The sequence below is a fragment of the Actinoplanes sp. NPDC024001 genome, from assembly GCF_040638955.1.
In the GTDB taxonomy this organism is placed as follows: domain Bacteria; phylum Actinomycetota; class Actinomycetes; order Mycobacteriales; family Micromonosporaceae; genus Actinoplanes.
Genome location: NZ_JBEZZB010000034.1, coordinates 1 through 17,840, shown reverse-complemented (window position 1 = coordinate 17,840; position 17,840 = coordinate 1). Strand labels below are relative to the sequence as shown.

Sequence of the window (17,840 nt, the reverse complement as noted above, 5' to 3'; positions counted from 1 at the left end):
GTACTCACTCCCGGGCGGTCAGGCCTGGGCCGTTGGCAGCACGATCACCTGACGGAGGTTGACGTGGCGCGGGCGGGAGGTGACGTACGCGATGAGGTCGGCGACGTCGTCGGCGCTGAGCGCCGGCATCGCCCGGAACATCGCCCCCAACTGCGCGGACAGCTCCCGGTTGCCGACGTGCCCGCTCAGTTCGGTGTCGGTCAGACCGGGTTCGATGTTGGTGACCCGGACCGTCTCGGCGCCCAGTTCGGTGCGCAGCGACGCGGAGAGCTGAGTGAGCGCCGCCTTGGTGGCGGAGTACACGGCGTACTGCGGAAAGGTCACGTGCGCGCCGATCGACGAGATGTTGACCAGGTCCGCAGGGCGGCCGTCGGCCGCGGCGGCACGCAACCCCGGCAGGAAGGCCCGGATGACTCGTAGCGCGCCGGTCAGGTTGGTGTCGATCATGCGGGCCCACTCGTCCTCGCGGCCGTCGCCGATCGGGTTCGGCAGCATCACCCCGGCGGCGTTGACCACCAGATCCGCGCGGCCGTAGACGGCCGTGACCCGGTCGTAGACGGCCGTCACGGACGCGGCGTCGGTGATGTCGACGGGTACGGCCAGCGCGTTCCCGCCACCTGCCTCGATCTTGGCGGCCAGGTCCTCGAGGCGGTCGCGGCGACGGGCGAGCAGGGCGACGCGGGCCCCGCCGGCGGCGAGCAGGACGGCGGTCGCCGCACCCATGCCGCTGGCGGCTCCGGTGACGACGGCGGTGCGGTCATGCAGTTCGTAGCTGTTCATGGCGAAAGCTTGTGCCCGGCCGGGATCGAGTGGCAGGGCTGTGCTGTTACCTGGGTCTGACAGACCCAGGATCCGGTTCGCGGGAGGGGGCAGACTGTGGGCATGACCGCCTCGCCCGGGCAGGCCCGGGAACCGGATATCGGGACGTTTCTGCGTGCTCGCCGCGCCGCCATCCGGCCGGAGGAGTTCGGATTGCCGGTGCTGGGCCGCCGCCGGGTGCCCGGCCTGCGCCGCGAAGAGCTGGCGCAGCTGGCCGGGGTGAGCCCCGACTACTACGTCCGGCTGGAGCAGGGCCGCGGGCACAACGTGTCCGACTCGGTGCTGGCCGCTGTCGCCCGCGTGCTGCGCTTGACCGAAATCGAGCGTGAGCACCTGGTCAATCTGGCCCGTTCCACCGCCGGCCGCTCCCGACCGGCCCCGGCACGGCGTCAGCAGGTGCGTCCAGGCATGCGGGTGCTGCTCGACATGATGCAGACCGTGCCGGCGTTCATTCTGGGCCGGCGCTTGGATGTGCTGGCCTGGAATCCGCTGGGCGACGCCGTGAACGGGTTCAGCACCTGGCCGGCGGGGCAGCGCAACGTCGTCTGGCGTACGTTTCTGGACCCGCGGGCACGCACGTTCTACCGGCAGTGGGACACCGTCGCGGCCGAGACCGTGGCCTTCCTGCGGCTCGACAGCGGACGTCACCCCGGCGACCCACAGCTGGCCGCGCTGGTCGGTGAGCTGTCGGTCACCAGCCCCGAGTTCGCCCGGCTGTGGGCCGCCCAGCGGGTCAAGGACAAGACCTCCGGTGCCAAGTTGCTGCACCACCCGATCGTCGGCGACCTGGAGCTGGCGTTCGAGACTCTGGCGCTACCCGGGGAGCCCGATCAATTGCTTGTCACCTACACGGCGCCGCCGGGCAGCTCGGCGTACGAGCGCCTGCAGCTGTTGGCAAGCTGGACCGCGCCGCAGACCGATCCAGTCCCGAGGGTCGCCTCATCGCCGGCGAGCGGCGCATGAGCATCCGCGTGAAGAGCTGATTTCGATAGATCGGCCAGGTGGCGCGCCGTCATGCGAATCCAGGCCGCGTACTGGAAACGATCCGACCGGTCATGATCCTGGTGCGAGACGACGGAGCAGGGTGACTTGGATGTCGCCGTCCAGGAGTTCGGGTGTGCGCGCGAGGAAACTCCGCAGGTGCGGCGTCTTCAGGTTGGCGGCGTGCTCCTCGGGGCTGCGCCACACCTCATAGAAGTGGAACGATCCTTGATCGTCCACGGCGCGGTGCAGGTCGTAGGCGATGCATCCCGGCTCAGCCAGCGTGGGTGGGATGAGCGCGGTCAGGGCTTCCCGCAGCGCCGTCTCCTGTCCCGATTTGGCGCGCAGCTGGGCGATGACGGTCAGATTCTCTGGCATCGGTGTGGTGCTCCCGGTTCGTGCCCGGTCCTGAGCGCCGGGCTGGCGAGTACCGACGCTAGGCAGGACTGGTCCTGGCGTACAGTCCACTCGCGTGCCTGCTGACCGGACCAATCGTGCTACTGCCCTGCTCATCGAGCTGCCCGAGGACGACCGGCCGATGCATGAGCGGCTCGCCAGCGCGATCAGGACCGCGATCGCGCGAGGCCGTCTCACGCCTGGTCAGCTGCTTCCGTCCAGCCGGACCCTCGCAGCCGAGCTCGGGTGTTCCCGCTGGGTGGTCAATGAGGCATACGTTCAGTTGGCCGCCGAGGGCCACCTGGAGACCCGGCAGGGCTCCGGCACTCGGATCGCCGCCTACACCACCACTCGTATCGAACCGTCCGGCGCCGAATCCGCCGACCCCGAACCGCCCACGTCACATGTCGATCTACGACCGGGCGCCCCCGACGTCAACGGTTTCCCCGCCACGGCCTGGCTGCGTTCCCAGCACCACGTCCTGACCGACCCGGCCTGGTCACCGCCGGTCTTCCCGCCGCCTGCCGGAGCAATCCGCCTCCGGCAGACCGTCGCCGCCTATCTACGCCGCGCCCGGGGCATCCTCGTGGACAGCGACGACGTGATCATCACTTGCGGCACGTCCCACGGCATGGCCGCAGTCGCCCGAACCCTGGCGCCGGCCGCGTCCGGGATCGCGGTCGAAGACCCCGGCTGGTTCCGCCTGCGAGAGGTAGCCGCCGCGGCCGGACTGCGAATCGAACCGGTCACCGTGGACGCCAACGGCATCGACGTCGACGCGGTTCGCCGCGCTGATGTAACGGCAGCAATCTGTGCCCCCGCCCACCAGTTCCCCACCGGCGCGCTCCTGTCCCCGCAACGCCGCCGAGCCCTGCTGACCTGGGCGACCGATGCCTCGGCAATCATCGTCGAGGACGACTACGACGCCGAGTTCCGCTACGACGGCCGCCCTGTCGGCGCGCTGGCCGGCCTCAGCCGCGACCATGTGATCTACCTGGGCTCCGTCAGCAAGACAATGCACCCCGGCCTGCGACTCGGCTGGCTGGTGCCGCCACCCGCTCGGCGTCGCGCACTGCTCGCCGCCGTGGAGACCGCCGGCGCCGGCCCCAGCATCCTGGACCAACTGACCTTCGCCCATCTCGTGGAAACCGGCGCCTACGACCGCCACCTACGACAGACCCGCAAGACATACCGGCTTCGCCGCAATGCCCTGCTCACCGCCCTGCAGCGGCACAACGTGACCGGACGGCTCGGCGCACCCCAGGGCATAGCCGCCGGCCTGCACCTAACCCTGCCGCTGCCACCGAAGTCCGACGAACACGCCGTGGTGGCCCGGCTCGCCGAGCTGGGTGTGACAGCGATCCCGTTGTCCCGTTACACGATCCGTCCTCAGCCACCGGCACTCGTCCTCGGCTACGGCCGCCTGACCCCATCCCGGGCCGAGTGGGTCGCCATGCGGATAGCCAAGGCTCTTAAGACCCACAGTTCGTCCTCTTCAGATGTTGCTCGGCATGGCAACGCTTGAGGCCCCAATGGCAGCGCACGTAGACACCACAGAACTCGCCCCCTCGCCGGGTGTCCGAGCCGAGGCGCTCCCGTTTCACGTATCCCGCGTCGACGAGGGCGGTAACCTGCTTACTCAGTGCCGACGGGCTCAGGTCCAGATGTCCCTTTGATGACTGACAGCTCCACTGTGCTGCCCGCGACGGGCTTCGCACAGATGCGCAGCGGGTGCGTCGGGTGGACGATCAGGTCGAGCTCCGCAGTCACTGCGGCGCTCCGGTCAACCGCCGGTGCACTACGCCGCCGGCGAGGTGCAAGACGGTCACCGCGAATCGCGCCGCTGCGGCTGGTCGCCGACTAAGCGCCGGCCACCGGGTCAGGGCGCCTCAGATTCCGCGTCAATGCCAGATGCCCGCGATCGGACGGTCCCCGGCGGCGCCGTACCGCACGGCGGGGTAGTCGTGGCTGCCACCACTGAGATGGCGGTCGAGGTAGAACGTCGCGGTGCTGGGCCGGAAGACGCCGATCTCGTCGCGCCCGTCACCGTCCCAGTCACCCGCCACCGGGAGGTCGCCGGAGGTGCCGAAGGAGGGCCGATAGTCGGACACCCCGTCCAGGTCGGCGTCGAGGTACCAGCGGCCCTCGGACGGGCGGAAGACGCCGATGCCGGAGATGTCCGCCGCGTAGGTCCACCGGCCGGCGACGGGCAGGTCCCCGGCCTGGCCGAACGAACGCGTGACGTTGGCGGTGCCGTCGTTGTTGGTGTCCAGCAAGAATTGGCCGGTCGACGGCCGGAACACACCGACGTCGTCGAGGTGGTCGTTGTTCCAGTCGCCGGCGACCGGCCGGTCCCCGGTCCGGCCGAACGAAAAGGTCTCTTCGGCCGTGCCGTCGTCGGAGTCGTAGTTCAGATAGAACGTCGCGGTCGAAGGCCGGTAGAGGCCCGCCGTGTTCTCCTTGAGGACGTTGTACCAGCTGCCGGCGATCGGCAGGTCCTCCGAGCGGCCGAAGTGGAAGTTGTGCTCGGAGCTGCCGTTGCGGTTGGTGTCGAGGCAGAAGTCGGCTTCGGACGGCCGGAACACGCCGATGCCGTGCGGCAGCCCGTCGGCGGCGAGCGCCGGGGCGGCGGACGAGGCGACCAGACCGGACGCGAGGAGCAGCGCCGAGGCGCCGACGCCAAGGATCTTTCGCATTCGCCCACAGTGGAGTATGTCGATGGAAGATCGCAAGGTAACACCTGCGAGGCGCGCGGCTCGCGGCAAGAAGCCGGACAGTAGCGTCCTCACGATGTGCGCGCTCGGCGGCATGAGAGTTAGTTCGATCCTGAAGCCGTGTCGCTGCTCGGCGAAATAGCCTGTGATCAGATCCCGTAACCGGCCAAGCTCCACACTCGACGGAAATGTTGAAATCCGGCCGAAAATCTCCATAGGCTCCGCGCATCGTCAGATTGGAACCGCAGATGACCACGCAGAGCGCACTCCAGAGCTACGCCGAACCCGGGCCACTGACAACGGCCGAACCGGGTACGGCAGCAGTCCTGACCGGACTACCGTCCACGCTGCCCGACCTGATCGTCGCCGTTCAAGGTCTCTTGATCCATGAACCGGGTTCTGCTCAGTCGGCCACCGGCCACCTTCGCATGACCCACCAGATCCTCGCCCACCTCCTCGCGGCCGACCCGCGACCGCTCATCGAAGCGCGTCCCCCGGCCCAGCGACTGGCAGGATGCTGCCGCCACTTCACCCTCCTCGCTGTCGCCGTACTGCGCGCGCACGGCATCCCCGCACGCGCCCGCTGCGGCTTCGCCCGGTACTTCGTCCCTGGCCTGCACGGCGACCACTGGGTAGTCGAATACTGGAACGCGGCCACATCACGCTGGATCCTCGCCGATGCCCAACTCGGCCCCGTATTGTGTGCGGCGCTTGGCGTCTCCTTCGAACCCAACGACGTGCCACGGGAGCAGTTCGCCGTCGCTGGCGACGCTTGGATCCGCTGCCGCAAAGGCGAGCTCGATCCGTCCCGGTGCGGTCTCGAAGGCGAGGGTCAATCGGGATGGTGGTGGATCGCCGGCAACCTCATACGCGACGTCGCCGCGCTCGCCAAAATGGAGATGCTGCCCTGGGACGTATGGGGCGCAATGCCGGGGCCTGACGAGCCGATCAACGACGTCCTCGCCGATGATCTCGACCAACTGGCCGCAATTACCGCAGATCCCGATACCGCCGCCGAAAGTCGCGCCCTATACGACAACGGGCGGTTCCGCGTCCCGGTTCGGGTCTACAACTTCCTCCGGCGAACGGACGAACCAGTAATCGAAATCACCTGACCAGGGAAGCAAATAGAAAGTTTATTCGTCAGGCACAGGCCGCGCACTGCCATCGGCACGTGAAGGCGTTGGGCCGGTAATGCCTCGGTCGAACTGGAGTATCGCAGATGACCGGACACAGAAACCGTTCTTACAGAGAAAGAATCCGGGGAGTTGTTGATGGCTGACACGAAACCGCCGCCCGAGGGAACGGGAACTGTCTTCGTCAACTCCCTTTCCGATGGCACGTTTGTTGGAATTTAGCAAGGAGATGACGCTCATCCCGGCCGCTACATTGACACGGACGGCTCGCGGGATGAAGTTCTTCGTTGGGCAAGACGCTGCCCTGCTGCCAAGCATTTAGTCTTCGATGAACAAAAGGATCTTTACATCCCGCTGGACTTGTAGTGCGTCACACTCTCATCGGCAGGAGCGTGCAGCGGAGACGGTGCGGGCCGTACGGAGCGTAACTGCCGAGCTGGCCGAGCACGGGCGGCGGCAGATGCGGATGCGCATGGCGTTGCAGGGAGGGATCATCATCGCCATGACCTTTCCACTCCAGGGGCTGCCGTCGGCAATCGAGGACCGGGCGTCTGCCTGGGCGGCGCTCCGGTTGTGCCAGCGTGCGCGTCCGGTACACCCGAATCACGGAAAGGCGGTCACGGGCGTCGAGTTCGAGTCCGCCGAGTGGTTGGTGGATGTCGCGCCTTGGGACAGCGGCGAGGCCGATCTTTCTACCGTACGCCTGATCGACGACCGGGTCGCCAGCACCGCCGGAGCCTGGACCGAAGCCGCGACCGGACATCGCCTCGGCCGGATGGCAACGGCGCGGTCACGGGCCACGTCAGCTGTGGGGGCCACCGCGGTGCAAATCAGCCGGATTCGCCACCACTGACGCCGAAATGGCCGGCTTGCGGCTTGATCCCGCCGGATTCCTTGGCTCGGTATTCGATCTACCGATATTCCCGGTGATCCGTCGCGGCATGGCTATCGGCGGACATCATCCCGGGAGTTGCGCATGTCGAATCGCCAGTTCGTCACCTTCGAGGTCGCCGACCAATTCTTCGGCGTGGACGTGGACGCTGTGCAGGAGGTGTTGTCGTACAGCGAGTACACGCCGGTGCCGATGGCGCCGAACGCGGTCGGTGGCTTGTTCAATCTGCGCGGGCAGGTGATCGCCGCGGTGGACCTGCGTGTTCAGTTCGGGTTGCCGCGCCGGGACATGTCCGGCCTGGTGATGAACGTGATCGTGCGGTACGCCGGTGAGCCGGTCAGCCTACTGGTGGACCGCATCGGGCAGGTCGCCTACCTGGATGCACAGATGTTTGAGGAGCCACCGGCAACACTGACCGGCCCGTCACGCGCGCTGGTCACCGGTGCGTACAAGACCGAGGGCAGGCTGATGCTGGTGCTGGACGTCGCCGAGTGCGTAAACACCGCCCGCGTCCCGGCCTAAGACCCATACTGGTCACGCCGTGACTCGCCGGGAGACCTTCGGTACCGGAACGTGGGCATTCACGGCCGCGACTGGGTGGCGCAGCATCTGCGGGCTTATCAACAGCTGCGGGCGTATCACCGGCATCCGGATCCCGACGGAGGCGGTGCGGTACTTGAGTCGGCGGGCCGCGGCGTGCTCGATCCGGAGGGCCACCGTGACCGCGTTAGGTGTCACTAGCCCGGATTAGAGTGCGATCATGACCGACGCATCCGTGCACCTCGTCGCCCAGCCCCGTCTCGACACGCTCGTGACGGAATTCCGCTCCGACGCCCAGCGGCTGCGCACCGACTTCGCCGGGACGGCCTGGCTCGGTGACATCCCCGACCCGGAATCGGGGATGATGGGACCGAACTACCAGCGGCGTGTTGTCGACTCGCAGTTGTTTCTGCCTGACACCCACTGGTACACCGTCCGCGAGCTCGACGACGCCGAGATCCAGATTTCCGTCGGCCTTCTCCAGGTGCCGGGCACCACGCAGGGCTCACAAGGGCTGGTCGGCGCAATCGCGGATCCACGTGCAGATTTCTTCGAGCACCCGGAACACGACGACCGGGTCGGCATCTGCCTCACGCTGCGGGGCCGGATCTGGTCCAACGTCGGTCTGTCATATCGAATCACCGTACTGTGCCGGCCGGAGGCCTTCATCATTAGCGCATTCGCGTGACGCAAGGGCCGCACTGATCTCGGCACCAGCGTGCGTGTCGGCTCGCCGCCTGGCCACCACGAGCGCTCGGCGGCAAATCAGTGCATTGGCCGCTGACGTGCGGCAGCCTGTGGGAATGGTTCGCCAACTGCTTCCGCCCGCACGAAAAGAGGTCGAGGGGTGGTTCACCGCCGTGTTGGCCGGCACGCGCACCCGTGACGAGGCAGATCGGTGGGCTGCTCAATGGCACGGAACTCCAGCCGACCGTCTGTTCACTGATGACGTGACTTGGTGGGCTCTCGGGCATCTCCACGGAATCGACCTGCAGGACCAAGACGGCAGGTTCCTGCACGACGACGAGCAGGTGGCGCAGTGGCTCGAGGAGTTTCGCCACCGCTGTCAGATCTCACCAGCTCCAGACGAGGTCTGACGCAGGGCGACCACCAGCCTGCCGAGCACGCACCGTCCGCGGCAGGTCCGTGCGAGGCAGCCATTAGCGCTGCCCGATCATGGGGTGCATACCCTGGAGCAGTGCCGGGTGACAGTCTCACGTCGTGAGGTTCTCCCCGAGCGATGGCTGGCACCCGGCAACCTGACCCTTCGGATCGCAGGCGCTCAGCGCCTTATCAGCGGCATGAGAGGGCGTTCGACGGACAGGGCCACTTTCGCCCAGCTCCCCGCTGACTGTAGATGCCGCCCATTGAAGATGGACAGGCCGCTCAACGTTGGTACTCAGCCGATCTCGCAACGCGTCCAGGTTGGCACCCTAGTACGAACCGAAGTCGAGTAACCTCGCCAACTCGCGATGGAGTTCATCCTCCGACTTCACCCGTTGCCGTCAAGGACCACGCGCACTCGACGATCCTACTGACCACGCAAGATCAGAATCTGGTTGAAAAATCCCGACTGCCGATCATCGAACTCATGCAGAACGTCCTGGATCCGGAACGTCGCCAACTGTCTATAGTTCGCGCAGGCCGTTCACCGGGTCGAAGTGGAGAGCGCCGTTCAGCCGGTGGTCGGTAGCGCTCAAGCTGGACAGTGGGGCAATATCTCCGCCGAGGCGGAGGGAAGAACAAATTGCAAAGTTCAGCGGATGAACCTCGTCGTATCCGGTTCGAAACCTGGGTGAGCATGATCGTCGGCTTGGTGCTTACGGTTCTCGCGGCTGGTAGCGCACCGTGGTGGTGGCCGAAAGTGACAGATGGTCAAGGGGGGCCGATCGCGCCTCCGTCGCGGCCGCCCGTAACGGCGCCTGCTTCAAGTGCCACGCCGGATGAACCGACACCCTCGCCCACGCCCACACAGACGACGACACGTCCGCCCACCATCGAACCGAGCTTCGAGGAGGTCGACCTGCAGCCGCTTTGCGACAGCGGGGACTGCTCCGGCACGCAACGAGTGGGTGACACATTGTTCTCGTACACGGATAAGGCGCAGGCTAATAGGTATCCGAACTACCGGGAGCACAAAGCCTTCGATGGTGGTCGGACGAGCTGCCGCTCGCTGAAGGTGGAGTTTGCCGGTGACAAATGGGTGCAGGACGACGAGCGTCCTGGCATCGACTACCTCAAGTTTGTGCAAGAGACCCGCCCACCCGTCTACGCCAAGGTTGGTGTTGGCAAGGTAGGTAGCGTGGAGGTGCAGCTTGATGGCGGGCCGCTGCTCATCACCGCTGCACGCGCAAATGATCCAGGCGTACATAACTCATATGTGCTACTGAGAATTACTGGTTCGTGCGCGACGCCCGACGGTCTCGCCATTGGGCAATGAGGGCGATCCCGCACGGCCTCTCATCCCGGCAATTCCTCATGTTGAATGATGTATGACAAGTAAGCAGTAGGTCTGCCAAGCTTCGCCAATCGTTCTCTATCGACAACCCTTCGCGCTCTCATCGGCATGAGAAGACACCGGCCTGCCATCGGCCGCCGGTGGCTGCGGTGCCGTCCGGCGTCACGCAGACGCCCGTCACTCAGCAACCAACGACATCACAAGTGTCGTAACGCCTACCAGAAATACGAGTACATGTAGAGCCGACCATAGCTTATTCAGGCGAATCTTGAAGAGAAGCGGGTGAGCGCTTTCATTGATTGATTCCCCAGCCCTTCTTGTGGCAGCTATCTGCAGCGCCTCATCCATCTCGTCCAGCCTCCGCTCAAACTCGACCGCCAGGGCGGTAGACCTTTGAGAGCGTTCGTAGTGCTTGGCGCTGAGTAGAAATCCAAACGCTCCCAACAGGATGATAGCGACTGCAAGTGGCACCGTGCGGTAGCCAAACTTGACCGTTACCATAAGGCCCACACTGGCCGAAGTTAGCAGTAGAACCATGTTGGTAGCGATCGATCGCTGCGCCTCATGCTGACGTGCATGCTCGCGAATCTCCTTCCACATCGTCAGAAGGGTCTGCCGCCTAGCCTCCATTGCTTGATCTTCTTCGCGCCTCCGGCTCCTCATGCACTCCAGCGTGGGACATGAATACAAACTCCCTCCTGCAAGCCCGAGCGGTGACGGACGAGAATGCGCACTCTTCTCGGCACGAGTGCGTATATCCGGCTGGTGTGGAATTTCGGTGGCCTGCTGCGAACGGCGCCCCACCGCCTTAAGGCCAGAGCTCTCTGGCGGGTTCTGGCCGCTTCGGACGTTCGGGGTTGCCGGGCGCCCGTAACCCGAAGACGCGACCGTCGTTTTTGGCCTCATGGGGAACGAAGATCGCCAGTACATCTGCCGGGAATGTTCGCGCAAGGTAACTGACGTGCGCATGGTGCCGGGCCAGCCGACGCAAAGCGCCTTCTCGTCGGGCGAAACCAGGCGTGACCTGGTTCCGGTCGGCATCTGCGAGAAGCATGGCGAGGTGCGGGCACGATGATGGACGAACGCTGGCGTGAGGTCGACAGCGCTTTGCTGCTGTGGATGCAGGCGGCGACGGCTGGTCTGATCAACGAGAAATCCGCAGGCGGTCAGCGGTGCGGTGATGGGCGACAACGATGTGCTGGGGCATGCACGGTTGCTTGGGCGGATGGTCCAGGCATACCCGCAGGTGCACGAGTCGCTGTTGGTGAGAGGTGCAAACTACGAGGACAACGTGCGAGTGGGGCAGGAGGTGCTGAGCGTGGCTTCTTGGCGGTAGCCGCTGCACCTCACGCGCCGATCGGGCAGCCCGAGCGCTGGATGGAAGTCGGCAAATGGCCACCCTTCGGCTAGGACACAGTTCGCGCCCGCACCAACCTGCGACGCACTCACATCGGCAGATCCGTGAAGCGACCATGCCTGGGTGATCTGCCTCGACTATCGTGCGTAACCGCGAGCCGGGTGGTGTGCGCGCCGTCCTCGACGACTCGCGGCAACCGCGCGCCGGCGCCTCCGGGGCCGACGTCGCCGAGCTGGCCCACGACGTGCCGGCGGGCCGGGTGGCGCTTCGGGTTCTCGGGCGCACCGAGGCCTGCGGCTGGCAGTTCCGGGGAGGCGTTCGACCGCGTCGAGCGGTGGGAAGCCAAACAGCATCCGCAAAGGCTCGACCGCACGGTGGAGTGCACCACGGCGATCCTTGAAGAGGATCTACCGGAGGCCGGCATGTCCGTGCATTGCCGATGGCAGCGGCGGAAGGCTACTTGCGGGCAACCCCGCTGTATTGGCTGGCGCCGCCGGTTACGTCGTCGCCCGGGTCGGGGTGCCACTGGCGGGAAGGGACGAGACCGGGCGGGACCAGCTCCAGGCCGTCGAAGAAGCCGGCGATCTCGTCCGGCGTGCGCATCAGATACGGCACGGCGCCGCTCTCGTTGTAATTGTCCTGGGCCTTGTTCAGGGCCTCCTCGTCGGCGCGTACGCCGTCGTTGATGGAGACGTAGCTGCCGGGCGGCAGGCCGGCCATCAGCTGCGCCACGATGTCGCGGGCTTCGGCTGTGCTGGGGATGTGGCCGAGCACGCCGTTCAGGATCAGCGCCACAGGCGAACCCATGTCGAGTTCCTCGGCTGCCAGCGCGACGATCCGGGACGGCTGCTGCAGGTCGCCTTCCAGGTAGATGCCCGAGGAGCCGGCCAGCATTTTGCGGCCGTGCTCCACCACGTACGGATCCTTGTCGACATAGACCACCCGGGCGGAGGGAGCGACCCGCTGGGCGATCTGGTGGGTGTTGTCGACGGCCGGCAGGCCGGCGCCGACGTCGAGGAACTGACGGATGCCGGCTTCGCCGGCCAGGTAGCGCACGGCGCGCGACAGATAGCGGCGGGATTCGCGGGCGACCTCGTCGATGCCGGGAAAGACGGCCCGGAACTCGTCGCCGGCCGCGCGGTCGACCGGCAAGTTGTCGGTGCCGCCCAGCCAGTAGTTCCAGATGCGGGCGGACTGCGGTACCGAGGTGTCCACTGATCACTCCAGACCGAAGGCGAGCAGCACGTTGCCGTGCTCGCTGGGATAGAACGGGTAGTAGCCGACCTGCACGTAGAGCATGCCGTTGGACACCACGGCGCCGCCGTTGCCGGAGACGGCGCCGCCGAAGCCGGTGCGGCCGTTCACCGCGGTGAAGGTGCGGACGGTGTCGTATTGCCAGAGCACGGCGCCGGTGCGGGACGAGTAGATGCGCATCTTGCCGTCGTTGCTGCCCTCGTAGACCAGGCCGGGGGTGCTGGTCGCGGCCGGGGTGTGAGCGAGGGCGCACACGTCGGGGAAGGCGGCGGCGCCGCCGGTCGTGCAGCCGTCGGCCGGGTTGGGGGTCTCCCACAGCACTCTGCCGGTGGCGGGATCCAGGGCGAACAGGGTGCCGGGGCCGGCGAAATAGGTCGCCACATAGATGCGGCGGCCGTCGTAGCTGCTGCCCCACTGGATGCCGGAGATACCGCCGCTGGGCAGCGGCACGCCGATCTGCCGCCGCCAGAAGACCGCCCCCGTGCGGGCATCGAAGGCGTGATAGACCCCGCTCTTCTGCCCGACACCGACGAAGGTGCGGCCGCCGACGCGGAACAGGTTCGGTGTGGCTCCGATGTCGTAGTCCAGCGCGGTGCCGTCGCGCAGGCCGGGACAGTAGCCCTCGGCGTCCGGTTCGTTGCACAGGCTGCGCCAGGTGTCCGCCCTGGTCACCTGCTGTTTCCAGCGCACCGAGCCGTCCCGGGCGTTGAGCGCCAGCAGCGAGTCGTAGTCGCCGGCGCTGCCGGTGTAGTTCTGCCCGGTCCCGACATAGAGCGTGCCGGTGGCCGGGTCGATGACCGGGGAGCTCCACACCCCGGCGCCGGACGGCTCGAAGCGGGGCGCCCCGCTGGGCCAGGTACCGACCTGGACCGGCTCGGGCACCGTCCAGTAGCGCCAGTCCAGCTCACCGGTGTCGGCGTCGAGGGCGTCGATGTGGCCGCGGAAGGTGCAGCACGGGGTGGTGGCGTCACCGGTGTTCTCGGCACTGGACGCCCCGATGTAGATCTTGCCGCGGTAGTACAGCGGGGAGCTGGTGTGCATGCCCGCGGAGTGGGACTCGGTGTCGGTCGCCCAGCGCAGACGGCCGGTGCGCTGGTCGAGCGCGTACACGTACCCCCGGTTGTCGCCGAAGAAGACCTTGCCGCGCGCAACGGCCGGGCCGTCCAGCACGATCGCGCCGCCGGAGGCGGGATCGACCGAGCTCAGGGCGAAGGTCCACCGGGTCGCGCCGGTTCGCGCGTCGAGCGCGTAGAACATGCCGTCGGGCCCGCCGAAGTAGATGCCGCCGTCGACGACCGCCGGCTGGCTCTTCACCGGCGCGCCGGTCGCCGGATAGGCGAACGCCCACTTCAGCTTGAGCTTGCCGACCGTCCGCGGGGTGATCCGGTGCTCGGCCGCGTTGTGCCGTGAGCCGGTGACGTCGCCCTGCCAGGTGGGCCAGTCACCGGGCGCGGCGGATCCGGTTGCCAGCAACAGGACCGCGCCGAGTGCGATTCCGCTGAGGGACATGACGGTCACCCTAGACGAAGACGGAGATCGATATTTACCCCTTGCGGCCCTGGGTGGCGACGCCCTCCACGAAGTAGCGCTGGCACAGGAAGAAAGCGATGATCATCGGTACGGTGGTGAGCACCGCGCCGGCCAGCACGATCTCCCAGCGCGCCTCCCCCGCCTGCCCGAACTGGTCGAGGATCGACTTCATCCCGCGCGGCATCGTGAACAGCGCCGGATCACGCAGGTAGATGAGTGGTTTCAGCAGGTCTGACCAGCTGGCCCGCAACTCGAAGACGAACGCCACGATCAGCGCCGGCCGGCACAGCGGGACCGCGATGCGCCAGAACAGCCGCCAGTATCCGGCGCCGTCGACGCGGGCCGCCTCGAACAGCTCCCGGGGCAGGCCGAGGAAGAACTGCCGGATCAGGAAGATGTAGAACGCGCTGCCGAACAGGTTGCCCGCCCAGAGCGGCACCTGCGTCGCCGCCAGCCCGAGCTCGTTCCAGATCAGGTACGTCGGGATCATGGTGACCGCGCCGGGCAGCATCATGGTGCCCACGACCAGCGCGAACAGCACGTTGCGGCCGGGGAAGCGGAAGTACGCGAAGCCGAACGCCACGATCGCGCTGGAGACGGTGACCGCCGCCGCGGCCGCCACCGCGACGATCACACTGTTCATCAGCCAGGTCAGCACCGGCGCGGCGGTCCAGATCGCGGTGTAGTTCTCCGGTGCCCAGTCGGACGGGATCAGCCGGTTGTCGAACACCTCCGGCCGGGGTTTCAGCGAGGCGCTGACCAGCCAGAGGAACGGGTAGAGGAAGACCACCGCGGCCAGGGCCAGGGTGGTCCACAGCACCCACGGATGCGGCCGGCGGCGGCGTGGGCCGCTCGGCGGTGCGGGCGGAGCGGCCACGGCCTGCGGCGCTTCGAGCGCGGTCATCGGTCCCTCACTCGTTCTCGTAGTAGACGAACCGGCGGCTGAGCCGCACCTGCACCACCGTGATCACCACGATGATCAGGAACAGCAGCCAGGCGAGCGCGGACGCATAGCCCATGTGCAGGAACTGGAAGGCCTGCTGGAACAGGTAGACGACGTAGAACAGGGCGGCGTCGTTGCCGTACGTCTGCTGGTTGGCACTGCCGTAGAAGGCCGTGTAGACCTCGTCGAAGGTCTGCAGCGAGGCGATGGTGTTGATGATCAGGGTGAAGAACAGCGCGCCGCTGATCATCGGCACGGTGACCGCCCGGAACCGCGCCCACGCGGACGCCCCGTCCATCTCGGCGGCCTCGTAGAGGTCACGCGGCACGTTCTGCAGCGCCGCCAGGTAGATGATCACCGTGCTGCCCAGGCTCCAGGCGCCGATCAGCACCAGGCCCGGCTTGATCCACGGCCCGTCGACGGTCCAGTTCGGCCCCTCGATCCCGATCTTGCCGAGTCCCGCGTTGACCAGGCCGACCTGGCCGTTGAACAGCAGCAGGAACAGCACACCCACGGCCACCTTGGGGGTGATCGTCGGCAGGTAGAAGATCGTCCGGAAGAACCCCGCCGACCGGCGCCCCACCCTGGCCAGCAGCATGGCCAGGGCGAGCGCCACGATCATGGTGACCGGTACGTGCAGCGCCGTGTAGATCAGCGTGTTGGCGATGCTGGTGCGCACCCTGGGATCAGCGAGCAGCTGCCGGTAGTTCTCCCCGCCGACGAAATCGGTGCTGGTCAGCACGTCGTAGTCGGTGAACGACAGGACCAGGCTGGCCACCATCGGCCCGGCCATGAACACGGCGAAACCGATCAGCCACGGCGACAGGAAACTGTAGGCGGCCCAGGTCTCCCGGCGCATCTCAGGAACCGCTGTTGGCCTTGTCCAGCGCGGCCTGGGCCTGCTGCTGGGCCTCGGCCATCGCCTGGGCGGGTGTCTGCTTGCCCTCCAGCACCCGGTTGACCGCGTTCTGCCAGGCGGCCTTGAACTCCTCGCCGGCGGCCATCGCCGGTTCGGAGAAGCCGGACTCCTGCGCCTTGAGGACGGTCTGCACCGCCGGGTCGGGCTTCACGTGGTCCCGGAAGATCACCTCGTCGGCCTTCTTGTTGCCGGTGAAGACCCCGAGGAACGGCTTGTTCTCCTTCTGCCGCACCTCGGCCCGGGCTTTCGCGGCCGCGATCCAGGTCTGGCTGTCGGTCATCGTCTTGATCCACTCGCAGGCCTGTTCGGCGTGCGGGCTCTTCGCCGGGATGGCCCAGGCGTTGCCGGTGATCCAGTCGACCGGCTGGCCGTCGACGCCGCGGAACGGGGCGACGGTCACCTTCGCCTTCGGCGAGTTGGCGGCGAGCACGTTGAGGTAGAAGTCCTCCATCGGGAACGCGCCGAGCTGGTTGCTCGCGAACTGGTTCTTCGCGCCGAAGAAGTCGAACGAGTCGCGGAACGACTTGAAGTTCGACCAGCCGCCCTGCTCGTTGATCAGCCCGACGGTGTACTCCACGACCTCGATCACCTTCGGGTCGTTCAGCTGCGCGGTCTTGCCGTCCTGGCTGACCAGCGAGGCGCCGTTGGCGCGGGCCCACAGCGGCAGGAACTCGGGCATCTTCGGGTCGAAGCCGATGCGCTGCAGCTTGCCGCCGCTCATCTTGGTCAGCCGGGCCGCGGCGGTCGACAGCGCCTGCCGGTCGCCGGTGTCGAGCGCGGCCGGATCCAGGTTGACCTCGGCGAACGCCGCGTCGCTGAGGATCAGCACGCGGTTGTTGTAGAAGTCGGGCATGCCGTAGAGCTGGCCGTTCAGAGTGGCCTCGGCGACGGCGGCCTCGCGGAACTGGCTCATGTCGATCTTCTCGCGCTCGACGCAGTCGCCGAGCGGCATGATCGCCTTCTTGGCGGCGTAGGTGCCGAGCAGCCGACGCTCCATGTAGACCAGGTCGGGCGGGCTGCCGGAGGCCACCGCGGACAGGAACGCCTGCGCGTCGAAGCTGCCCTCGGACGCCTGCGCCCTGCTGGGCGCGATCGCGGCGTTGGCCGCGTCGAACCGGGTCTTGGCGATCTCGTCGGCGGTCCCGAACCCCATCGTGGTCAGCGTCACGGCCGCGGTGTCGTCGGACTTCCAGCCGCCCACCCCACCGCAGCCGGCGAGCACGAGCGCCAGGGCACATCCCACCACAAACCGGCTTGATCGGATGAACATCATTGTTCTCCTCATTGCGCATGTTCCGGTGTGCGAAGCATAAGTTCGCTTCGATGCGCCCGCACGCGGAGCGGCGGCTGTCAACCGCCGATCGGGTGGTCCCCGCCCTGCCGGGCCGCAGCCGCCCTCCCTCCGGCACGCGGGTAGGCAGACACCGATCGGCGTCGCTCTAATCGATGGCAGGGATACCGGCGGTCACACCGGCCGATTCCCACGCTTCATCCGGACGGAATCGCGTCCATGGCGCCGTGGTCGCGTTTTGTCGATATCTCCGGGCAACCGCCCGGGAAGTCCACCGAAAGGAAAAGACACATGTCTGCTCTCGCCATCGAGAAGTCCTGGAAGGACATCGACCTCCGTGACGGGGCGACCAGCCACCCGGCCGGCCTCGGCTTCGGCGAGCTCACCTTCGAGGACCTCCGCGAGGACCGCACCATCTACGCCGCCAGCAGCGGCTGGGTGTGCACCCTGACGATCGAGTGCGGCACCGTGATCTGCGCCTGCTGATCTTCGATCGGTCTCGGCCCGGGGCGGGCACTGCCCGCCCCCCGCCCCCCCCATAAGGGTGGGGGGGGGGGCGGCCCGCTGAATACAAATAAGAGAGGTAAGCGACCCCGCCCATAACAACCAA

General features: G+C 67.0%; 18 protein-coding genes. 9 read left to right on the top strand and 9 right to left on the bottom strand.

What is annotated here, in order from left to right; genetic code table 11:
- Positions 1 to 18: 18 nt before the first annotated feature.
- Positions 19 to 780: an SDR family oxidoreductase gene (locus tag AB0F81_RS15660; RefSeq protein ID WP_360197063.1), complete on the bottom strand. Its 762-nt coding sequence runs from the start codon at positions 778 to 780 to the stop codon at positions 19 to 21.
- Positions 781 to 882: 102 nt separating this feature from the next.
- On the opposite strand from AB0F81_RS15660, the gene AB0F81_RS15655 reads away from it, so the two are divergent.
- The gene (locus AB0F81_RS15655; RefSeq protein WP_360197060.1) at positions 883 to 1,782 is read left to right on the top strand and encodes a helix-turn-helix transcriptional regulator; all 900 of its coding nucleotides are present in this window, start codon (positions 883 to 885) and stop codon (positions 1,780 to 1,782) included.
- Between the two features lie 90 nt (positions 1,783 to 1,872).
- Here the strand turns inward: AB0F81_RS15655 and AB0F81_RS15650 are convergent, their stop codons facing one another.
- A complete protein-coding gene (locus AB0F81_RS15650; RefSeq protein ID WP_360197057.1) occupies positions 1,873 to 2,178 on the bottom strand; it encodes a putative quinol monooxygenase in 306 nt (101 codons plus the stop codon).
- Between the two features lie 94 nt (positions 2,179 to 2,272).
- On the opposite strand from AB0F81_RS15650, the gene AB0F81_RS15645 reads away from it, so the two are divergent.
- Positions 2,273 to 3,721: a PLP-dependent aminotransferase family protein gene (locus tag AB0F81_RS15645; protein ID WP_360197054.1), complete on the top strand. Its 1,449-nt coding sequence runs from the start codon at positions 2,273 to 2,275 to the stop codon at positions 3,719 to 3,721.
- Positions 3,722 to 4,097: 376 nt separating this feature from the next.
- Here AB0F81_RS15645 and AB0F81_RS15640 read toward each other — a convergent pair whose 3' ends face one another.
- On the bottom strand, positions 4,098 to 4,892 hold the full coding sequence (locus AB0F81_RS15640; RefSeq protein WP_360197052.1) for a hypothetical protein: 795 nt from the start codon (positions 4,890 to 4,892) through the stop codon (positions 4,098 to 4,100).
- A gap of 266 nt (positions 4,893 to 5,158) precedes the next feature.
- On the opposite strand from AB0F81_RS15640, the gene AB0F81_RS15635 reads away from it, so the two are divergent.
- The 6 genes from AB0F81_RS15635 to AB0F81_RS15610 all read left to right on the top strand — a co-directional run bounded on the left by AB0F81_RS15635 (position 5,159) and on the right by AB0F81_RS15610 (position 9,918).
- Positions 5,159 to 6,025, top strand: coding sequence for a transglutaminase-like domain-containing protein (locus AB0F81_RS15635; protein WP_360197049.1), 867 nt, complete (start codon positions 5,159 to 5,161; stop codon positions 6,023 to 6,025).
- A gap of 487 nt (positions 6,026 to 6,512) precedes the next feature.
- On the top strand, positions 6,513 to 6,899 hold the full coding sequence (locus tag AB0F81_RS15630) for a hypothetical protein (RefSeq protein ID WP_360197046.1): 387 nt from the start codon (positions 6,513 to 6,515) through the stop codon (positions 6,897 to 6,899).
- A gap of 123 nt (positions 6,900 to 7,022) precedes the next feature.
- Complete coding sequence (locus tag AB0F81_RS15625) at positions 7,023 to 7,460, top strand: chemotaxis protein CheW (RefSeq protein WP_360197043.1); 438 nt, start codon at positions 7,023 to 7,025, stop codon at positions 7,458 to 7,460.
- Between the two features lie 238 nt (positions 7,461 to 7,698).
- On the top strand, positions 7,699 to 8,166 hold the full coding sequence (locus AB0F81_RS15620; protein WP_360197041.1) for a hypothetical protein: 468 nt from the start codon (positions 7,699 to 7,701) through the stop codon (positions 8,164 to 8,166).
- Positions 8,167 to 8,281: 115 nt separating this feature from the next.
- Positions 8,282 to 8,575 (top strand): hypothetical protein, encoded by a 294-nt coding sequence (locus AB0F81_RS15615; protein WP_360197038.1) that lies wholly within the window; start codon positions 8,282 to 8,284, stop codon positions 8,573 to 8,575.
- Between the two features lie 698 nt (positions 8,576 to 9,273).
- Complete coding sequence (locus tag AB0F81_RS15610) at positions 9,274 to 9,918, top strand: hypothetical protein (protein ID WP_360197035.1); 645 nt, start codon at positions 9,274 to 9,276, stop codon at positions 9,916 to 9,918.
- 195 nt (positions 9,919 to 10,113) lie between these two features.
- Here the strand turns inward: AB0F81_RS15610 and AB0F81_RS15605 are convergent, their stop codons facing one another.
- The 6 genes from AB0F81_RS15605 to AB0F81_RS15580 form a co-directional block, all read right to left on the bottom strand.
- Positions 10,114 to 10,536 carry a hypothetical protein gene (locus AB0F81_RS15605; protein WP_360197032.1) on the bottom strand — a complete coding sequence of 141 codons (423 nt, stop codon included), beginning with the start codon at positions 10,534 to 10,536 and terminating at the stop codon, positions 10,114 to 10,116.
- 1,213 nt (positions 10,537 to 11,749) lie between these two features.
- Positions 11,750 to 12,508 (bottom strand): SAM-dependent methyltransferase, encoded by a 759-nt coding sequence (locus AB0F81_RS15600; protein ID WP_360197030.1) that lies wholly within the window; start codon positions 12,506 to 12,508, stop codon positions 11,750 to 11,752.
- A 3-nt stretch (positions 12,509 to 12,511) separates the two neighbouring features.
- Positions 12,512 to 14,056, bottom strand: coding sequence for a PQQ-binding-like beta-propeller repeat protein (locus AB0F81_RS15595; protein WP_360197027.1), 1,545 nt, complete (start codon positions 14,054 to 14,056; stop codon positions 12,512 to 12,514).
- A gap of 34 nt (positions 14,057 to 14,090) precedes the next feature.
- The gene (locus tag AB0F81_RS15590) at positions 14,091 to 14,981 is read right to left on the bottom strand and encodes a carbohydrate ABC transporter permease (protein ID WP_360197024.1); all 891 of its coding nucleotides are present in this window, start codon (positions 14,979 to 14,981) and stop codon (positions 14,091 to 14,093) included.
- A gap of 7 nt (positions 14,982 to 14,988) precedes the next feature.
- Complete coding sequence (locus AB0F81_RS15585) at positions 14,989 to 15,879, bottom strand: sugar ABC transporter permease (RefSeq protein WP_360197021.1); 891 nt, start codon at positions 15,877 to 15,879, stop codon at positions 14,989 to 14,991.
- 1 nt (position 15,880) lies between these two features.
- A complete protein-coding gene (locus AB0F81_RS15580) occupies positions 15,881 to 17,209 on the bottom strand; it encodes an extracellular solute-binding protein (RefSeq protein ID WP_360197018.1) in 1,329 nt (442 codons plus the stop codon).
- Positions 17,210 to 17,521: 312 nt separating this feature from the next.
- On the opposite strand from AB0F81_RS15580, the gene AB0F81_RS15575 reads away from it, so the two are divergent.
- Positions 17,522 to 17,716 (top strand): hypothetical protein, encoded by a 195-nt coding sequence (locus AB0F81_RS15575; RefSeq protein WP_360197015.1) that lies wholly within the window; start codon positions 17,522 to 17,524, stop codon positions 17,714 to 17,716.
- Positions 17,717 to 17,840 lie beyond the last annotated feature (124 nt).